Raw genomic sequence first — 18,070 nt, forward strand, 5'->3', positions numbered from 1 at the left:
CCCATGAAATTCAAATTTTTATACTATATCGTTCTTTTCTTTATTTTGTTTTCAAGTTCGTTTTGTAAAGCACAAAATAAATTCAATGATTTCAAAAAAGAAAAAACATACGTACAAACCAATCATGTTTTTTACAAGCCTGGAGAGGAAATATATTTTAAAATTTATGTTGTTCAGGCTGAAAATCAACTTCCAACCGAGCAATCTAAAGTTGTCAATTTTGAACTTGTTGATCCGAGCGGAACTGTAGTGAAAAAATCGAAGTATGAAATTAAAAATGGTCATGCAGAAGGCTATTTCTACTTTGGAGATGACATGAAAGGTGGAATTTACAAAGTCAGAGCGTTTACAGCCTGGATGCAGAATGAAGCTGGAAAAAACGTTTTTGAAAAAGAAATTACGCTTCAGAAAATTGTATCTCCAAGAATTTTAATGAAACTCGATTTCCCTAAAAAAGGCTATGGAGCCGGAGATGAGGTTTTGGCTGATTTCTCAATGAGAAGTTTAAGCAATCTTCCGATTCCTTATTATGAGGCATATTTTACGGTAATGCATCAAGGTGAAAAAATTACGGAAGGCAATTTAATTACCGATAAAGAAGGAAAATATCTGCTGAAATTTAAACTTCCTGAAGTTTTGAAATCTTCTGATGCTCTTTTGAATATAAAAGTCAATTTTGATGGTTTCACGGAATCTATTTCTAGAAATATTCCGATTGTTTTGAATAATCTGGACTTAAAATTTATGCCCGAAGGCGGAACTATGATTAACGGAATCGAGCAAAATATCGCTTTTAAAGTTTTGGATGAATTTGAAAAACCGGTAGATGCCGTTTTAGGAATTTATAATCAGAATCATCAGAAAATAACGGAGGTTTCAGCTTACAATTTCGGAATGGGAAGTTTTTATTTAACTCCAAAAAATAGTGAAACATATTATGTAAAAGTTTTAAAACCGGAAAATATCAGTCAGATTTACCAGCTTCCTGTTGCAAAAAATGAAGGAATTGTTTTTAATCTAAAAAAGGAAAATCAAGACATCACTTTATTCATCAACTCCACTTCGGAAAGAAACGTTGTAATCTCTGGTAATTTCCGTGAAAAAGAGATTTATTCTAAAAATTTAAGTGTAAAAAAAGGTTTAAATCAAGTCGAAATCTCAGAAAAAGAACTTCCAATCGGGATTTGCAGGTTTACGGTTTCAGAAAATAATATCCCGCTTGCAGAGAGAATTCTTTTCACGAATGAAAATAAGCAGATGAAAGTAAAAGTCACTCTGGTTAAGAAAAATTATTTACCGAGAGAAAAAGCGGTTGTCAATATCGAAACAACCGATGAAAATAACAAACCAATTCCTGCAAATCTTGCTATAAGTGTTTTTGATGATAAATTATGGACGTATGCAGATGATAAACAGAATCATATTCTTTCTTGGTTTTTAATGGATTCAGAATTAAGAGGAAAAATTGAAAGACTACCGTTTTATTTTGATAAAAAAGAAGAAAAAGCTACAAAAAGTTTAGATCTAGTCATGCTGACAAACGGTTATCGTTACTTTGAAATGAATCCTGAAGTTGAAAAAACAGGAAACTACAAATATCTTCCGGAAAAGAAAAACCCAATCTACGGAATTGTTGAAGATGAAAACAAAAAACCTGTAAAAGCTGAAGTTTATTTAATCGGAAGCAATTCTAAAATTAAAAAACAGTTGACCTCAGAAAATGGATTGTTTTATTATTCAGATTTAAATAGAAATGAATATTACTCTGTTATTGCTAAATCTGTAGATAAAAAACAGAAAGTGAATGTAAGAATGCTTTCTTATAAGCTTAATATAAATCCTTTAGCAAAACAGTCTTTAGAAAATATCGATTTGGAAGAGATTATTAAAGAAGCGGAGATTAAAGAGAAAAAGTTCTCAATTTCAAATGAAAGAAAAAAATTACCTTCTGTTAATTCAAATTCAGATACAATTTCTAGAAATACACAGATTGAAGAGGTTGTTGTTTTAGGTTATTCAAAAACTGTTACAAAAAAAAACTCAGTAGTTGCATCAAATACGATTACAGATAATTATTTTGAAAATAGACCAAATGTTTCTGTTTTAAGTGCTCTGCAAGGTTCTGCACCTGGTGTTATTATGAATTCTGCATCAGGTTCTCCTGGCTCAGCAAAGTTTTCTTTACTAATACGTGGTACAAGTTCAATCAGTGGTAATACAGAACCATTGATTATAATAGATAATACACCTTCAAATGCATTTCATTATAGACAGTTGAATCCTAATGATATTAATACCTTGACAATACTGAAAGATGCGGCCGCAACATCAATTTATGGTAATCGTGGCTCAAATGGAGTTATAATTATTAATACTAAAAAAGGTAGAAACTCAAATCTAAAAATTAACATCACTCCCAAAAACTATTTTGCTGTAAAAAATATTCCAAATGATAGCTTAGTCAGTTATGAGTATTCACGTCAGTTTTCTTATCCGGTTTATGAGTCGACAAATACAGCGTACCGACACGATTATCGTGAAGCATTATATTGGAATCCGGTTGTTGAAACCGATAAAAACGGAAAAGCTCAGATAGAATTCTATCAGTCTGATGCTAATTCAGCGTTTAGAATTATGACGGAAGGTATTTCTTCTTATGGACTTATAGGAAGAGATGAAACTACGTATGCAGCTCAAAGCTTGATTTCTATTGATGCTAAAATCCCACAATATTTAACACGAACAGACCAAATGACAATTCCGGTCGTCATTAAAAATAATTCACCAGAAACCCGAACTTTAACGATGGATGTCATTGTTCCGAATTATATAAAACTGATGAAAGCTGATAGTACAATTACTTTAAAACCTCTGGAATCGGAAAGATTATTTGTAACCATGCAGACTGATAAACTGATTAGCTCTAATATTCAATTCGCTGTAAAATCTGGAGAATTTAGAGAAACAATGATTTTACCTTTGAAAGTTGAAGAAAAGGGTTTTCCACATCAATTTTCAATCATTAATAATAAAAATGAAAATTTCAAAATCAATATTCCAGAATATATCAACGGAAGTTTGATATCTTCATATTACGTATACGAAAATTCTGCGTTGCAGATGTTTGAAGATTTGGAAAGATTGAAAAGAGAACCTTATGGATGTTTTGAGCAACTTTCTTCAACGGTTTATCCCAATATTTTTATTTTGGATTATTTAAAATCAACAAAAAAAATCGATGTAAATACTGAATCTAACGTTATCCGAAATATGAAAAAAGGATATCAAAAAATGTTATCCTACAAAAATAAAGATGGCGGTTTTTCCTATTTTGGAGGAAACGAATCCGATGTTGCACTTTCTGCATTTGCTTTACTGGAATTTAAAGATTTGAAAAAATATGTGAATGTAGACCCAAAATTAATTCAGAATTTAAGCGCATTTATTTTATCTAAAAAAAATGCAAACGGACTTTTTGAAGTAAGAAAAAACTATGAAATGAGAGCCAATTATTCCGAATATTCATGGTCAAGAAATATGTATGTTTTGTATGTGCTTTCTAAAATTGGTTTTAAAAACGAATTGCTTCAAAACTATGACTACAGCTTAAAAAGAGTTTTAGTGACAAAAGATTCTTATCAATTGTCTTTGATGGCAAATACCGCAAAAAATCTTGAGAAAATTGAAGATTACAATAATTTAGTTTCGATTCTTAACGAACAATATTCCGGGAAAAATATTAAAACGAAAGCAACTTTTACAGGTTCTAGTGGAATTTCCGCCAATGCAGAAACGCTTTCACTTTACATAATGGCTTTGCAAAAAAATGAATCTTCAAATCAATTGAAAATCGCTGAGGTTGCTGATGAATTAATCAATTACAATGGGTATTACGGTTTTGGTTCCACTCAGGCAACAGCTTTAGCTCTGGAAACATTATCCAACTTCTTTGCAAAAAATGAGAAGCTGTATGGAACTGATAAACCTACAATTAAAGTAAATAATGTCGCCGTTTTAGATAAAAATAACAGTTTTGCTTCGGCTTTCAGAAAAGGAGAAAATGATGTGACAGTTGAATATTTACATAAAAAAGGTTTACCGTATAAATTAGATTATCAGTATTACACTTTAGAAGCTCCTAAAAGTGAAAATATCTCTGTTAGATTGGAAACGAAATTAAAATCTCAATCCTCAAAAGTAGGAGAGACAAACCGATTGACTGTTACTGTTAAAAATACGGTTAATGCACAATTACCTATGACAACCGTAAAAATCGGAATTCCTGCTGGTTTAACTTTACAAAATGCGTTGTTAAAAGATATGGTCGACAAAAAGCAGGTTTCTTATTATGAAATTTTCGATAATTATCTAGTCTTGTATTGGGAACATTTTGACGCTAATGAAACGAAAACCATTAATCTTGATCTAAAAGTTGAATTTGCCGGTGAATACACAGGAAAGGCGAGTAATGTTTATCTCTATTATATGCCTGAAGCTAAGTTTTGGAATGAGGGAATTAAAGCGTTAATAAATCCGTGATATTAAAAATTAGTTAATAGTAAATGGTTGTTTTTTATTTTGATAAAATCAACCATTTTTAAAATAAGATTAAAATTTAATTTTCAATAATTATTGAAAATTCAAAAATTATAATTACATTTGTATTAGAAATTTAAAAGAAGAAGGAAATGCAACTTTCAGAAGCAAAAGAAAAGTATATTCAGACTTGGGGAACTTTGGCGACAAATTGGGGGATTAACCGTACCATGGCGCAGGTTCACGCTTTACTTTTGGCGGAAGGGAAGCCTCTTTCTACTGATGAGGTGATGGAAATGCTTGCAATTTCAAGAGGAAATGCCAATATGAATCTCCGAAACTTAATGGATTGGGGACTGGTACGAAAGGAATTGATGAAAGGAGACCGAAAAGAATATTTTTTTGCAGAAAGAGATATGTGGTATCTATTCAAACAGTTGGTAAAAGAACGTAAGAAAAGAGAGATCGAACCCGTTTTAAATTCAATCTCCGAATTAAAAAATGTAGATGAAAACACCGAAGAAGCTCAAAGATTTACCGCTTTAATGGAGGAAATGGAAAATGTGACGGGAAAAGTATTCAACATTATGGATCTGGCAATTAAGAGTGATGATCACTGGTTGGTCGGAAAGATCACTAACTTATTAAAATAGAAAGGACTTTAAAATCCTTTTTTATTTCAAACAAACTTTCAAAAATTACTGAAAATATAAAACTTATAATATCATGAAAAATTGCTTTAAAAAATATCCTTATATTACAAGTGTTATTGTTATTTTGATTATAATTCTGGCATGGTTTCATCTTATTACAGATGGAGAATATGGAATTACTTTGTTTTTAACAATTCCGGGAACAATTGGTCTAATTTGGGGTTATAATACCGAATACGATAAAAATCATGCATCCAAGAAAATTGCTTTGAACCTATTTTTAGTTCTCTTAGGACTTTCTGCAGTCAGTGGGTTATTAATTATGATAGGAGCCGAAGGTGCAATTTGTATTCTCATGGCAATGCCTTTTATTTTTATTCCTTTGTATGTAATGTTTCTGATAGGGATGATTGCAGGATATTACGACAGGAAAAAAACACTCAACAGTATTTTGATTTTTATATTTTTTGTGAATCCGGCTTCTTATATTTTTGACAGTTATATAAAACCTATTCAGGATACCGTAACCACAGAAATTATAGTTAATTCTTCTCAGGAAAATGTCTGGAAATTATTAAGTTCAGAAATTTTATTTAATGATCCTGAATTTATTTTATTTGAAAAAGGAGTAAGTTATCCTAAAAGCATTGAGTTGATTAATACAAATGGTAAAATGATGTATCAATGTAAAACCAATAATGACAAAATCAATTTAAATATTGATGAATTTGTGAAAAATAAAACGGTAAAGTTCTCATTGGCTAATCAGACCGTACCGATGAAAGAAATGACGCCTTATGAAGATATTGATGCAAAACATTTACATGATTATTTTATTGTAGATTACGGACAAATTTCTTTAGAAAAAATCACTGAAAATAAAACGAAAATTATTGCAAAAACCCAATACAGCTATAGAATTGCTCCAAAATGGTACTGGAAAAAATGGTCAAATTATATTTTAGACAGAATGCAATACCAGGTTTTAAATTCAATAAAAACACAATCTGAAAATGACTGATCTTCAACAATACTTCGACAAACTTCAGCCAAAGTATTACATTAATGAAATTGCTTCTTGTGGTTTTACAAAGCTGTTCAGAAAAATTGCCGTAAGAAAGATTGATAATTATGGTAATAAAAGAGTTCTCGACTTAATGAGCGGACAAGGTGAAAACCTTAGATTTTTACAAAAACACAATGAAAAAACAAAAATTATCACTTTAGATTTTTCTTCTGTGATGAACAAAAAATTATTGTCATTATATAAAAATTTATTTTCGATCGAGCAGATTCAGAGTGATTTTTTTGATAATAAAATTCAAGATCAATCGGCAGATATTATACTTTGTTCTTACGGAACAAAAACTATAGAAGACGAAAAAATGATTCTTTTTGCCAATGAATTATCAAGAATAATTGATAAAAACGGGGAAATTATCATTGTGGAATTTGTAAAGCCAAAAACCAAATGGAGGTTGCATTGTGTAAAATGGTATATTGAAGTTCTGGTGACTAAATTATTTGGAAAAGAATTTAAAGAATTGTTTCATTACATAGATAAAAACAAAAGTTTATTCAGCTTGAAAAGGCAGTTTTTTAATAATGATTTGTCAATTTTATCTCACAAAAGATACTTGGATATGGTTGAAATCTTGCATGTAAAAAGAAATTGATTTTTTATTTGATAATGAATTTCAAAAATTACTGAAAATATAAAATTAACTATAATTATGAAAAATTTAATCATTCATTTATTCCTGATTTTTTACTTCAGTGGGAAAAATAAAAAAGTAACTTTTTAAAATTTATAACCATGAAAGCATTCTTGAAATATGATTTTTATTTTCAGTCCACAATTTTCATTGCATATATCATTGGATGGCTTGTTATTGAACATTATGACTTAATTTTTGAAAATTACTTTCTGCTATTTTATCATGTAATGGGAGGAATTCAATTATTAAGTTATTTAATTCGCCTAGGATTAAAATATCCTAAAAATCTGATGTACATTTTATATGGAATCTTTATTATCCCTGTTTGGTTAATATATTTCTATGACTCTCAAATTGAAAAAGTTGGCGAAATATTTTTCTACATACTTTTCTTTGGATTCATTTACAGTCCGTTTCTTGCAATTTCTTATATCATTTATACTTACATAGCTTACAAATCTCAAAAATAAACACAATGAAAACTCTTAAAAATCACACCCTCATCTACGACAATGAATGCCCAATGTGCAAAATCTATTCAAAAGGTTTCATAAAATCCGGAATGTTGGATAAAAATGGTAGAGAAGCCTTTACAGAACTGAGTTTAAAAAATAAAGCATTGATTGATGTTCATCGTGCAAAAAACGAAATTGCTTTGGTAGATCATAATGAAAATAGAGTAGTTTACGGATTGGATTCTTTGCTTTTAATTATAGGGAATTCATTTCCGTTACTAGAAAAAATAGCAAGAATAGCACCTTTATATTGGTTTTTCAAAAAGCTGTATTCTTTCGTTTCCTATAACAGAAAACAGATTATCCCTTCAGCGAAAGATCAGACGGAAGAAGCCTGTGTTCCTGATTTTAACTTCAAGTATAGAGTTGCTTACATGGTTTTTGTAGTCATTTTATCAGGATATATTTTAAGTTTATTTTCAACAAAATTAGGTTTGGGCTTAAGTCAGAATTTTTGGAGAGAATTTACAATCTGTGCAGGACAAATCGTTTGGCAGACTCTATTTTTAAAATCTTATTTAAAAGATAAAACATGGAATTATTTAGGAAATATGATGACAGTTTCTCTCATTGGAACTCTGTTGTTAATTCCCGGATTATTTTTAAATCTAAATTCAATCTCATCAATGATCTACTTTGGAATTGTAGTATTGATCATGTTTTTGGAACATATCAGAAGATGTAGAATTTTAAAACTAAACTTTCTGCCGACACTTTCATGGATGATTTTCAGAATCATTGTTTTAATAACATTAATTTGGATTACTCTCTAAAAAACTAAAAAATGAAACATACAGAATTAATAAAAAAAGTGGAATGGAAAGATTTAAAATACCTTTCTACAAAGGAAATGTTGGTTGAAAATAACATCAGTCTACCTTGGTTTTTCATCTCCTTATTTCTAGCTTATAAAGGATATTATTGGGTGGCACTTCCGTTTTCCGGATTTTATTTTCTGACCGCTTTGAGACAGGTTCACAATGGTTTTCACAACTCATTGGGAACAGGGAAATTTCTCACTTGGTTGTCAATGTATTTAAATAGTATTTCAATGATGGCGTCGATTCATGCGGTGAAATTCAATCATATCAGACATCATAAATACTGTCTTTCCGAAGAAGATTATGAGGGGAAATCAGCTTCCATGAAATGGTACGAAGCGATTTTGTATGGACCGAAACATATGTTTTTGATTCATTGGATTACTTTCAAAAAAGCTAATAAATACTACAAAAGAGATATGGCTTTTGAGCTGATTTCAATTTTAGTATTTGCCTTTATTGTGTTTTATTTTCAGATTAATTTTCTGAAGTATCATATTTTAGTTATGTTTTTCGGAGAACTTTTAATGGCATTTTTTGCAGTCTGGACAGTTCATCATGATACCCATGAAAATCCAAACATAGCAAGAACTCAACGCGGATTTTGGAAAAATAAATTAACATTCAGTATGTTTTATCATATGGAACACCATCTTTTTCCGGCTGTTCCCACCATAAAACTTCCAAAATTGGCAGAAAGAATCGACAACGTTTTACCTGAATTGAATAAGAAGCAAACCTTTTAAATAAGCCTTGATAAAAAATAGTAGAGATGTCATGCTGAGCTTGTCGAAGCATCTTTATTAAACAAAATTTTAAAAAAATGTCCAGAATCCATTTAAGTACAATAATCGAAGCGGATATTCAAACTGTTTTCGACCTATCTAGAAATATTGATTTACACCAAATGTCAACTTCTAAAACCAATGAAAAAGCAATTGCAGGACGAACTTCAGGATTAATAGAACAAGGCGAAACTGTAACCTGGAGAGCAAAACATTTAGGAGTTTATCAGACATTAACTACCAAAATTATTAGTATGAATAAACCACATCATTTTGTAGATGTAATGCAGAAAGGAGCTTTTAAATCAATGAAACATCAACATATTTTCACGCAGGAAGGTAAAAACACAATCATGACAGATATTTTTGAATTTGAATCCCCTTTCGGAATGATCGGAAAAATGTTCAACAAATTTTTTCTTACAAATTATATGAAAAACTTTCTTTTAGAACGAAATAAATTGATAAAAACTCTGGCAGAAAATAGGGAGAATGAGATTAGAAAAATAGGATAAAAACGCGAGCGAAGCGAGCGTCAAAACTTAGTATTAGAAATATGTCATGTTGAGCCTGTCGAAGCATCTCAGCATAAAAATCAAGAATTAATTAAAAAACAAACACAATGAACTTCCTAAAAGCCGAATGGCGAAAACTAGCCATCATTAATTACGAAATCAATCCAGAAATCTTAGAAAAATATCTTCCAATTGGTACAGAACTCGATTTCTATCAAGGAAAATGTTACGTAAGTCTTGTTGGTTTTATGTTTTTAAATACAAAACTATTAGGTCTTCCGATTCCTTTTCATCGAAACTTTGAAGAAGTTAATTTAAGATTTTACGTAAAGAAAAAAGAAGGAAACGAATGGAAAAGAGGGGTGGTTTTCATCAAAGAAATTGTACCAAAACAGGCTTTAAGTTTTGTTGCCAATTCTATCTATAAAGAAAATTATAAAACAATGCCAATGAAAAATACAATTGATCAAAATGATAAAGAGTTACTAATAAAATACTCGTGGAAAGATAAAACATGGCATTCTATTGAAATTAAAGCTGAGAATGAACCCTTAAAAATGGAACCCCATTCCGAATTTGAATTCATTACAGAACATTATTACGGCTTTACAAAAAAAGAAAATAAAACTTCAGAATATGAAGTCTGCCATCCAAAATGGGAGTATTATTTAGTTAAAAATCATCAATTAGAAATCGATTTTAAAGCCATTTACGGAAATGATTTTGAATATTTAAATCATCAGAAACCAATTTCCGTGATGCTAGCAGAAGGCTCTGAAATTGAAGTGAAAACTAAGAAATATTTAGTTTGAAAGTAAAAAGAGCCAAGTAAAAAGTAAAAAGTTTTGGATCATTTTTTTTGTTAAGCAATTAAAGAGATAAGTTTTAGCGATGTCATGCTGAGCGAAGTCGAAGCATCTCATGTAAAATTTTAACAATAAATCATTAAACAAAATACCATGAAAATAATCATCGCTGCCGGAACGGGCTTTTTAGGAAAAAACCTCGAAAGATATTTTACAGAAAAAGGAAATCAGGTGTTTATTTTAACCCGAAATCCAAAACGTGAAAATGAAATTTATTGGGATGCAAAAACTCTAGGTGATTGGGGAAGTTTGATTGAAGGTTCAGATGTTCTTATCAATCTTACCGGAAAATCTGTTGATTGCAGATACAACGAAAAGAATAAGGAGGAAATTTATTCTTCAAGAATCGAAAGTACAAAAGTTCTCCAACAATCAATCGATCAATGTATCAATAAACCTAGAATCTGGTTAAATGCAAGTTCGGCAACTATTTATGTTCATTCTGAAAATCATTTAAATACAGAAGAAAACGGAATCATTGGCGATGATTTTTCAATGAATATCTGTAAAAGTTGGGAAAACGAATTTTTTAAAACAAAAACAGAAAATATACGAAAAGTAGCTTTGCGAACTTCTATTGTTTTAGGTAACAATGGCGGAGCTTTTCCTAAACTAAAGATGATGACAAAATTTGGTTTGGGTGGAAAGCAGGGAAGAGGAAATCAAAACATAAGTTGGATTCACATTGATGATTTTTGCAAGGCTATAGAATTTATAATTTACAATGAAAATATTTCAGGAGAAATCAATATTACGGCTCCCAAGCCTTTGCCTAATGAAGAATTTATGAAGGAATTAAGAAAGCAAATGAAGGTTCCATTTGGATTAAATGCACCAGTCTGGCAATTGGAAATCGCTTCCTTATTTTTAAATACTGAAACGGAATTATTATTAAAAAGTAGAAATGTTTATCCAGATAAATTAATGAATAGTGGTTTTAAATTCTCTTATTCTGAAATCGATTCTGCATTTGAAAATTTAATAAAAGTATGATAAGGGTGTTTTTGTGAATTTGTAAATGTTTTTTGATTTATCTTAATTTAAATCTCAACCTTAGCCTAAAATATTTAAGCTTTTTGCGATTTTAATAAATGATGATTAAATTAGCAAAAACTAAACTTCAATGTCAATCAGACCAAAAACGAAAACCTTATTTTTCTCATCATTACTCATATCATCAACATTTTTTTCTCAGGCACATAATGTTTCAGAAGGCTATCAAAAACCGACAGATCCGCTTGTTGTTCAGAATCTTGAAAACTGGCAGGATTTAAAATTCGGACTTTTTATGCATTGGGGGACATACAGTCAATGGGGAATTGTCGAAAGTTGGAGTTTATGTCCGGAAGATGAAGATTGGACGAAAAGAAAATCTGAACACGGAAAATCTTACTACGAATACGTGAAAAACTATGAAAATCTTCAGACGACTTTCAATCCGACTCAGTTCAATCCACAAAAATGGGCAGATGCAGCCAAAAAAGCTGGAATGAAGTATGTGGTTTTTACCACAAAACACCACGATGGTTTTGCGATGTTCGATACGCAACAGTCTGACTATAAAATAACTTCTTCGAAAACACCTTTCTCCAAAAATCCAAAAGCGGATGTGGTGAAAGAAGTTTTTAATACATTCCGAAAAGACGGTTTCAAAATCGGAGCTTATTTTTCAAAACCCGATTGGCATTCAGATGATTATTGGTGGTCATATTTTCCGCCGAAAGACCGAAATGTAAATTACGATCCTAAAAAGTACCCTGAAAGATGGAATAATTTCAAGAATTTCACCTTTAATCAATTAAATGAAATCACTTCAAACTACGGTAAAGTTGATATTCTTTGGTTAGATGGAGGTTGGGTTCGTCCGTTTCACACCATTGATCCGAATGTTGAATGGCAAAGAACCATCAAGGTTGAACAGGATATCGACATGGATAAAATCGGAACGATGGCTCGAAAAAATCAACCCGGAATTATCATTGTAGACCGTACCGTTCCCGGAAAGTGGGAAAATTATGTAACACCCGAACAAGCCGTTCCGGAAAAAGTGCTTTCTATTCCTTGGGAGAGCTGCATTACGATGGGAGATTCGTTTTCGTATGTTCCGAATGACAATTATAAATCGTCTCAAAAAATCATCGAAACTTTAATTAAAATTATTTCGAGAGGTGGAAATTATCTGATGAATATTGCTCCCGGACCAAACGGAGATTACGATCCAATTGTGTATGAAAGATTAAATGAAATTTCAGGTTGGATGGATAAAAACCAGTCGGCAGTTTTTGCGACGAGAAGTATTGCTCCTTATCATGACGGAAACTTTTATTACACACAAAGCAAAGACGGTAAAACAGTAAATGTTTTTCACTTGGATGAAAAAACAAATTATGAATCTCCATCAACATTAAGTTTTACAATTCCGGATAATTTTAAACCAAAATCTGTGAAAATTTTAGGATTATCAAACAAAATTCAATGGAAAAAATCAGGAAATTCAATTGAACTCAATTTACCAAAAGAAAGAACTCAATTAAAATATTCAACCGTAATACAAATTACACAGTAACTATAAACTGTCTTTAAAACGACTTAGGAAATCGAAGCGTTAAGAAAATTAAAACTTAATCCGTTAAGAAATTCCCATTGTTTGAAGCGCGACACGAATATTGAACCGAAGAATGAATATTGAATTCGCGCAAGTTTTGGGAATTTTAGGATTAAATTTTAATTTTTAGTGGAGAGTTCCAAGTCTTGAATTTTTGGTTCTTTTGCTTCAAGGCAAAAGAACATCATTAAAATAAAATTATTTTGCTATGCATTTTAAACTTAGATTTAAAATTACAGTAATTTCATTATTGAGCACTACATTTATTGTCGCTCAAAAACCTTTATACAAAGACCCAAAACAACCTATAGAAGCAAGGGTTCAGGATTTGCTGAAACGTATGACCCCGGAAGAGAAATTCTGGCAATGCTTCATGATTCCAGGAGATTTGGATAATGTTCCGAAAGGTCAATATGCTCACGGAATTTTCGGATTGCAGGTGAGCGCAGGAAATCAGGGTGGTGGAGTTGCCGGACAATTGTTGAAATACAATGCGAATGAAGATGCGGAAAGATTGGCGAAAAAAATCAATGCAATTCAGAAATATTTTGTGGAAGAATCTCGATTGGGAATCCCAATTATCCCTTTTGATGAGGCTTTGCACGGATTGATGCGTGAAGGTGCGACAGCTTTTCCACAGGCGATTGGTTTGTCGGCAACCTTCAATCCTGAGTTGATGAAACAAGTTTCGACAGCCATTGCAAAAGAATCTAAATTGAGAGGAATTCGTCAGATTTTGACTCCGGTTGTGAATTTGGCGAGCGATGTTCGATGGGGAAGAACCGAAGAAACTTACGGTGAAGATCCTTTTTTGACTTCCGTGATGGGTGTGAATTTCGTTATTTCTTTTGAAAATCAGGGAATTATTACAACTCCAAAGCATTTTTTAGCGAATGTTGGGGAAGGCGGAAGAGATTCATATCCGATTCATTGGAGCAAAAGATATTTGGAAGAAACTCATTTAATTCCTTTTCAAAAGGCTTTTAATCAAGGGAAAAGTCATTCGGTGATGACTTCTTATAATTTATTGGATGGAAGACCTTCTACAGCAAATCATTGGTTATTGACCGAAAAATTAAAAAATGAATGGAATTTCAAAGGTTTTGTGATCAGCGATGCAAGTGCGGTTGGCGGTGCAAATGTTCTGCATTTTACGGCGAAAGATTACGATGATGCTTCTGCACAGGCAATTAATGCAGGACTTGATGTGATTTTCCAAACCGAATATCAACATTATAAGTTGTTTATTCCGCCGTTTTTGGATGGAAGAATTTCACAGGAAAGAATTGATGATGCGGTGGTAAGAGTTTTAAGAGCGAAATTTGAATTAGGATTGTTTGAAAACCCTTATGTTTCGACTAAAAATATTGAAGAATTAAAGAAAATCAATCATAAACCTTTAGCGGAAAAAACGGCTGTTGAATCTTTTGTTTTGCTTCAAAATAATAACAAGACGCTTCCTATTTCTGAAAATTATAAAAAGATTTTGGTGGTTGGAACCGATGCTGTTGATGCGAGATTAGGCGGTTATTCCGGGCCGGGAAATAAGAAGGTGAGTATTTTGGATGGAATTAAAAATTTCGCTAAAAATAAAAATATCGAAGTCAATTATTCAAAAGGAATTGATTGGAGTTTGAAGCAATTTGTAACAGTTCCGACCGAGTTTTTATCTTCGGATAATCAAAAAGGGTTGGAAGGAAATTATTTTTCCAATTCCGATTTAAAAGGAAATCCTGCTTTTGAAAAACAGGATGAGCAGTTAAATTTTAAATGGACTTTATATTCTCCAAATCCTGAAAAACTGCAGCCCGACAATTACAGTGTGCGTTGGACTGGAAAACTGGAAGCTCCGAATTCCGGAAAATATCAATTGGGACTTCGTGGAAATGATGGTTTCAGATTGTATTTAAATGGAAAATTATTGATTGATAATTGGGAAAAATTGAGTTATTCAACAAAAACAGTTGCAGTTGATTTTGTTAAAGGTCAAAAATCTGATATTGTCATTGAATTTCATGAAAATAGAGGAGAAGCAAACATCGAATTAATCTGGAATTATGGTCTGAATGACTATAAAAAAGAATTTAATGATGCTTTAAAGTTGGCTCAAAATGCAGATTACATCATCGTTACAGCTGGAATTCATGAAGGTGAATTTCAGGATCGTTCTTCGTTGAGTCTTCCAGGAAACCAGGAACAATTTATTCAGGAAGTTTCAAAATTAAATAAGCCAACAGCAGTTGTTTTGGTGGGCGGTTCTGCGATCAAAACAACGGATTGGAAAGATAAAGTAGGAGCGATTTTAGACGTTTGGTATCCTGGAGAAGAAGGCGGAAATGCCGTAGCAAAAGTGCTTTTCGGTGTAGAAAATCCTTCAGGGAAATTACCGATTACGTTCCCAATTGAGGAAGGACAATTGCCTTTGACGTACAATCATCATCCGACAGGAAGAGGAAACGATTACCATGATTTGAGTGGAGAACCATTGTATCCTTTCGGTTTTGGACTGAGTTATACGACTTTCGAAATTTCTGATTTACAATTAAATAAAACAAAATATTCTGAAAACGATACGATCATTGCAAAAGTGAATGTGAAAAATACAGGTTCAAAAGCTGGAAGCGAAGTCGTACAATTATATGTAAAAGATTTATTGGCTTCAGTTTCAAGACCGATTATTGAGTTGAAAGGTTTCCAAAAAGTGGAGTTGAAACCTGGTGAATCAAAGCAAATTTCAATTGAAGTTCCTGTGAAAGAATTACAGTTTTTAGACGAGAAAAAGAACTGGATCGTGGAAAAAGGAATGTACAGAATTTTTGTTGGAAATTATTCTAAAAATCTGCCTTTGAAGCAAAATATTGAAATAGAATAATGTTTATCAATCCTTGTATCTAAAGCAAAATTCAATATTGGTATGATATCTGTAATATTTATAGGGTAACCTAAGTGAAATAAAAAATAAATATTATGAAAAAGTTATTCATATCAATCGTATTGTTATTAGGTTTATCTATGAATGTTCTTGCTCAGGAGCTGCCGCCACATCCTACGAAAAAGGAACTTATCGCTCATAAAAGACAAGAACTGGATAAAAGATATAACGCAGAAAGAAAAGCAATTTTAAATCACCCGTTGGCAACGAAAAAAATGAAAAGAGATCAGCTGAAAGCGTTGGATGAAAAATATCAAAGTCAGAAAAAATTGCTTAAACAGTTATAATAATCATATATTTTTTAGAAATAGTAAAATCGAAATCGATTAATTCTATACTTTCGGTTTTATGAAATTTTTAAATTAAAGTAAAATTTATTGAAAGAGAATGCTTTTTGTGTTCTCTTTTTTGTTTAAAATTAAATGAAAGTAGTAATTGTTATGCATTGCTTCACGTTTTTCCAGAAACGTGCTTCATCCAATATTTTTCCTTAAATTCGCATAAAAATTTTAAACTAATGAATTACGATATTATTGTCATCGGAAGTGGTCCTGGTGGATATGTTACTGCAATTAGAGCGGCACAATTGGGTTTCAAAACTGCAATTATCGAAAAAGAAAATTTAGGAGGAATTTGCCTTAACTGGGGATGTATTCCAACTAAAGCTTTGTTGAAGTCTGCTCAGGTTTTTCATTATATTAACCATGCTGAAGATTATGGTTTGAACAAAGTGGAAGCAAGCTTTGAGTTTCCAAACGTAATTCAGAGAAGCCGTGGTGTTGCATCTAAAATGAGCAAAGGGATTGAATTCTTGATGAAAAAGAACAAAATCGACGTTATTTTAGGAACTGCAAAAGTACAAAAAGGTAAAAAAGTTTCTGTTACAGATAAAGATGGAAAAGTAACTGAATATACAGGTACTCATATCATTATCGCTACAGGAGCTCGTTCTAGAGAATTGCCAAACTTACCTCAAGACGGTAAAAAAGTAATCGGATACAGACAAGCATTATCTCTTCCTGAGCAGCCAAAATCTATGATCGTTGTAGGTTCTGGAGCTATCGGAGTAGAATTTGCTGATTTCTATAATACAATGGGTACTAAAGTAACTGTTGTTGAATTTATGCCAAATATCGTTCCTGTAGAAGACGAGGAAATCTCTAAACACTTAGAGAAATCTTTGAAAAAATCAGGGATCGAAATTATGACCAATGCTTCTGTAGAAAGTGTTGACACAAGCGGAGAAGGAGTGAAAGCTACTGTAAAAACTGCTAAAGGAAACATCGTTCTTGAAGCTGATATCTTATTATCTGCTGTTGGTATTGCTGCAAACATCGAGAACATCGGTCTTGAAGAAGTAGGAATTCAGACAGATAAAGGAAGAGTTTTAGTAAACGAATGGTACGAAACTTCAGTTCCTGGATATTATGCAATCGGAGATTTGATTCCTACTCAAGCTTTAGCACACGTTGCTTCTGCTGAAGGAATTACTTGTGTTGAAAAAATCAAAGGAATGCACGTTGAGAAAATCGACTATGGCAATATTCCTGGATGTACGTACTGTCACCCAGAAGTTGCTTCTGTAGGTCTTACAGAAAAGCAGGCTAAAGAAAAAGGGTACGAAATCAAAGTGGGTAAATTCCCTCTTTCTGCAAGTGGAAAAGCAACGGCAAACGGAAATACAGATGGTTTCATCAAAGTTATTTTTGATGCTAAATATGGTGAATGGTTAGGTTGTCACATGATCGGAGAAGGAGTTACAGATATGGTTGCTGAAGCTGTTGTTGCTAGAAAACTAGAAACTACAGGTCATGAAATCATTAAGTCAATTCACCCGCATCCGACAGTTTCTGAAGCTATCATGGAAGCTGCAGCTGCTGCTTACGGAGAAGTGATCCACATTTAATTTGATATAATCAATTTTAAATATATTAAAACCACAGATTTTGTCTGTGGTTTTTTCATTTTGTAAGAGTCTATTTAAATTTGATATTTAAAATTTTTATGGCTCTATTATTTTTAAACGCAAAGTTTTTATTCAGCTATATGGGTTATTTTTAGGAAGCAAAGGCAAATAAAATTTGCCTCGCGAAGCTTGAAAACCCAGCTTCATCTAATCAACTT

The 18,070-nt window shown here is 31.9% G+C and carries 14 protein-coding genes; all 14 read left to right on the forward strand.

The window, feature by feature from the left end:
- Positions 1–3 precede the first annotated feature (3 nt).
- The 14 genes from RM51_RS08745 (at position 4) to lpdA (ending at position 17,852) form a co-directional block, all read left to right on the forward strand.
- Positions 4–4,539, forward strand: a complete 4,536-nt coding sequence (locus tag RM51_RS08745) for a TonB-dependent receptor plug domain-containing protein (RefSeq protein ID WP_165584993.1) — start codon at positions 4–6, stop codon at positions 4,537–4,539.
- Between the two features lie 149 nt (positions 4,540–4,688).
- Positions 4,689–5,189: a GbsR/MarR family transcriptional regulator gene (locus RM51_RS08750; protein ID WP_039367635.1), complete on the forward strand. Its 501-nt coding sequence runs from the start codon at positions 4,689–4,691 to the stop codon at positions 5,187–5,189.
- Between the two features lie 73 nt (positions 5,190–5,262).
- Positions 5,263–6,210 carry a hypothetical protein gene (locus RM51_RS08755; protein WP_039367638.1) on the forward strand — a complete coding sequence of 316 codons (948 nt, stop codon included), beginning with the start codon at positions 5,263–5,265 and terminating at the stop codon, positions 6,208–6,210.
- Positions 6,203–6,865: a class I SAM-dependent methyltransferase gene (locus RM51_RS08760; protein WP_039367641.1), complete on the forward strand. Its 663-nt coding sequence runs from the start codon at positions 6,203–6,205 to the stop codon at positions 6,863–6,865. The genes RM51_RS08755 and RM51_RS08760 overlap by 8 nt, the downstream gene beginning before the upstream one ends.
- A gap of 140 nt (positions 6,866–7,005) precedes the next feature.
- Positions 7,006–7,377, forward strand: coding sequence for a hypothetical protein (locus RM51_RS08765; protein ID WP_039367644.1), 372 nt, complete (start codon positions 7,006–7,008; stop codon positions 7,375–7,377).
- A 5-nt stretch (positions 7,378–7,382) separates the two neighbouring features.
- A complete protein-coding gene (locus tag RM51_RS08770) occupies positions 7,383–8,195 on the forward strand; it encodes a DCC1-like thiol-disulfide oxidoreductase family protein (protein ID WP_039367647.1) in 813 nt (270 codons plus the stop codon).
- 11 nt (positions 8,196–8,206) lie between these two features.
- The gene (locus tag RM51_RS08775) at positions 8,207–8,989 is read left to right on the forward strand and encodes a fatty acid desaturase family protein (protein WP_039367650.1); all 783 of its coding nucleotides are present in this window, start codon (positions 8,207–8,209) and stop codon (positions 8,987–8,989) included.
- 77 nt (positions 8,990–9,066) lie between these two features.
- On the forward strand, positions 9,067–9,543 hold the full coding sequence (locus RM51_RS08780) for an SRPBCC family protein (RefSeq protein WP_039367652.1): 477 nt from the start codon (positions 9,067–9,069) through the stop codon (positions 9,541–9,543).
- A 107-nt stretch (positions 9,544–9,650) separates the two neighbouring features.
- Positions 9,651–10,355, forward strand: coding sequence for a YqjF family protein (locus tag RM51_RS08785; RefSeq protein ID WP_039367655.1), 705 nt, complete (start codon positions 9,651–9,653; stop codon positions 10,353–10,355).
- Between the two features lie 147 nt (positions 10,356–10,502).
- Positions 10,503–11,402, forward strand: a complete 900-nt coding sequence (locus RM51_RS08790) for a TIGR01777 family oxidoreductase (RefSeq protein WP_039367658.1) — start codon at positions 10,503–10,505, stop codon at positions 11,400–11,402.
- A gap of 130 nt (positions 11,403–11,532) precedes the next feature.
- Complete coding sequence (locus tag RM51_RS08795; protein ID WP_039367661.1) at positions 11,533–12,975, forward strand: alpha-L-fucosidase; 1,443 nt, start codon at positions 11,533–11,535, stop codon at positions 12,973–12,975.
- A 247-nt stretch (positions 12,976–13,222) separates the two neighbouring features.
- Positions 13,223–15,886 (forward strand): glycoside hydrolase family 3 N-terminal domain-containing protein, encoded by a 2,664-nt coding sequence (locus RM51_RS08800; RefSeq protein ID WP_039367664.1) that lies wholly within the window; start codon positions 13,223–13,225, stop codon positions 15,884–15,886.
- Between the two features lie 95 nt (positions 15,887–15,981).
- Positions 15,982–16,233, forward strand: a complete 252-nt coding sequence (locus RM51_RS08805) for a hypothetical protein (protein WP_039367666.1) — start codon at positions 15,982–15,984, stop codon at positions 16,231–16,233.
- A 230-nt stretch (positions 16,234–16,463) separates the two neighbouring features.
- A complete protein-coding gene (gene lpdA / locus RM51_RS08810) occupies positions 16,464–17,852 on the forward strand; it encodes a dihydrolipoyl dehydrogenase (RefSeq protein WP_039367669.1) in 1,389 nt (462 codons plus the stop codon).
- The last annotated feature ends 218 nt before the right edge of the window (positions 17,853–18,070 follow it).

This window comes from Chryseobacterium taiwanense (assembly GCF_000813825.1).
GTDB classification, from domain to species: Bacteria; Bacteroidota; Bacteroidia; order Flavobacteriales; family Weeksellaceae; genus Chryseobacterium; species Chryseobacterium taiwanense.

What these genes read in the sequence shown, in the direction of transcription:
- RM51_RS08795 (WP_039367661.1), top strand. Translation starts at nt 11,533, where the DNA reads ATGTCAATCAGACCAAAAACGAAAACCTTATTTTTCTCATCATTACTC.
- RM51_RS08765 (WP_039367644.1), top strand. Translation starts at nt 7,006, where the DNA reads ATGAAAGCATTCTTGAAATATGATTTTTATTTTCAGTCCACAATTTTC.
- RM51_RS08745 (WP_165584993.1), top strand. Translation starts at nt 4, where the DNA reads ATGAAATTCAAATTTTTATACTATATCGTTCTTTTCTTTATTTTGTTT.
- RM51_RS08790 (WP_039367658.1), top strand. Translation starts at nt 10,503, where the DNA reads ATGAAAATAATCATCGCTGCCGGAACGGGCTTTTTAGGAAAAAACCTC.
- RM51_RS08770 (WP_039367647.1), top strand. Translation starts at nt 7,383, where the DNA reads ATGAAAACTCTTAAAAATCACACCCTCATCTACGACAATGAATGCCCA.
- RM51_RS08780 (WP_039367652.1), top strand. Translation starts at nt 9,067, where the DNA reads ATGTCCAGAATCCATTTAAGTACAATAATCGAAGCGGATATTCAAACT.
- RM51_RS08800 (WP_039367664.1), top strand. Translation starts at nt 13,223, where the DNA reads ATGCATTTTAAACTTAGATTTAAAATTACAGTAATTTCATTATTGAGC.
- RM51_RS08760 (WP_039367641.1), top strand. Translation starts at nt 6,203, where the DNA reads ATGACTGATCTTCAACAATACTTCGACAAACTTCAGCCAAAGTATTAC.
- RM51_RS08750 (WP_039367635.1), top strand. Translation starts at nt 4,689, where the DNA reads ATGCAACTTTCAGAAGCAAAAGAAAAGTATATTCAGACTTGGGGAACT.
- lpdA (WP_039367669.1), top strand. Translation starts at nt 16,464, where the DNA reads ATGAATTACGATATTATTGTCATCGGAAGTGGTCCTGGTGGATATGTT.
- RM51_RS08785 (WP_039367655.1), top strand. Translation starts at nt 9,651, where the DNA reads ATGAACTTCCTAAAAGCCGAATGGCGAAAACTAGCCATCATTAATTAC.
- RM51_RS08805 (WP_039367666.1), top strand. Translation starts at nt 15,982, where the DNA reads ATGAAAAAGTTATTCATATCAATCGTATTGTTATTAGGTTTATCTATG.
- RM51_RS08775 (WP_039367650.1), top strand. Translation starts at nt 8,207, where the DNA reads ATGAAACATACAGAATTAATAAAAAAAGTGGAATGGAAAGATTTAAAA.
- RM51_RS08755 (WP_039367638.1), top strand. Translation starts at nt 5,263, where the DNA reads ATGAAAAATTGCTTTAAAAAATATCCTTATATTACAAGTGTTATTGTT.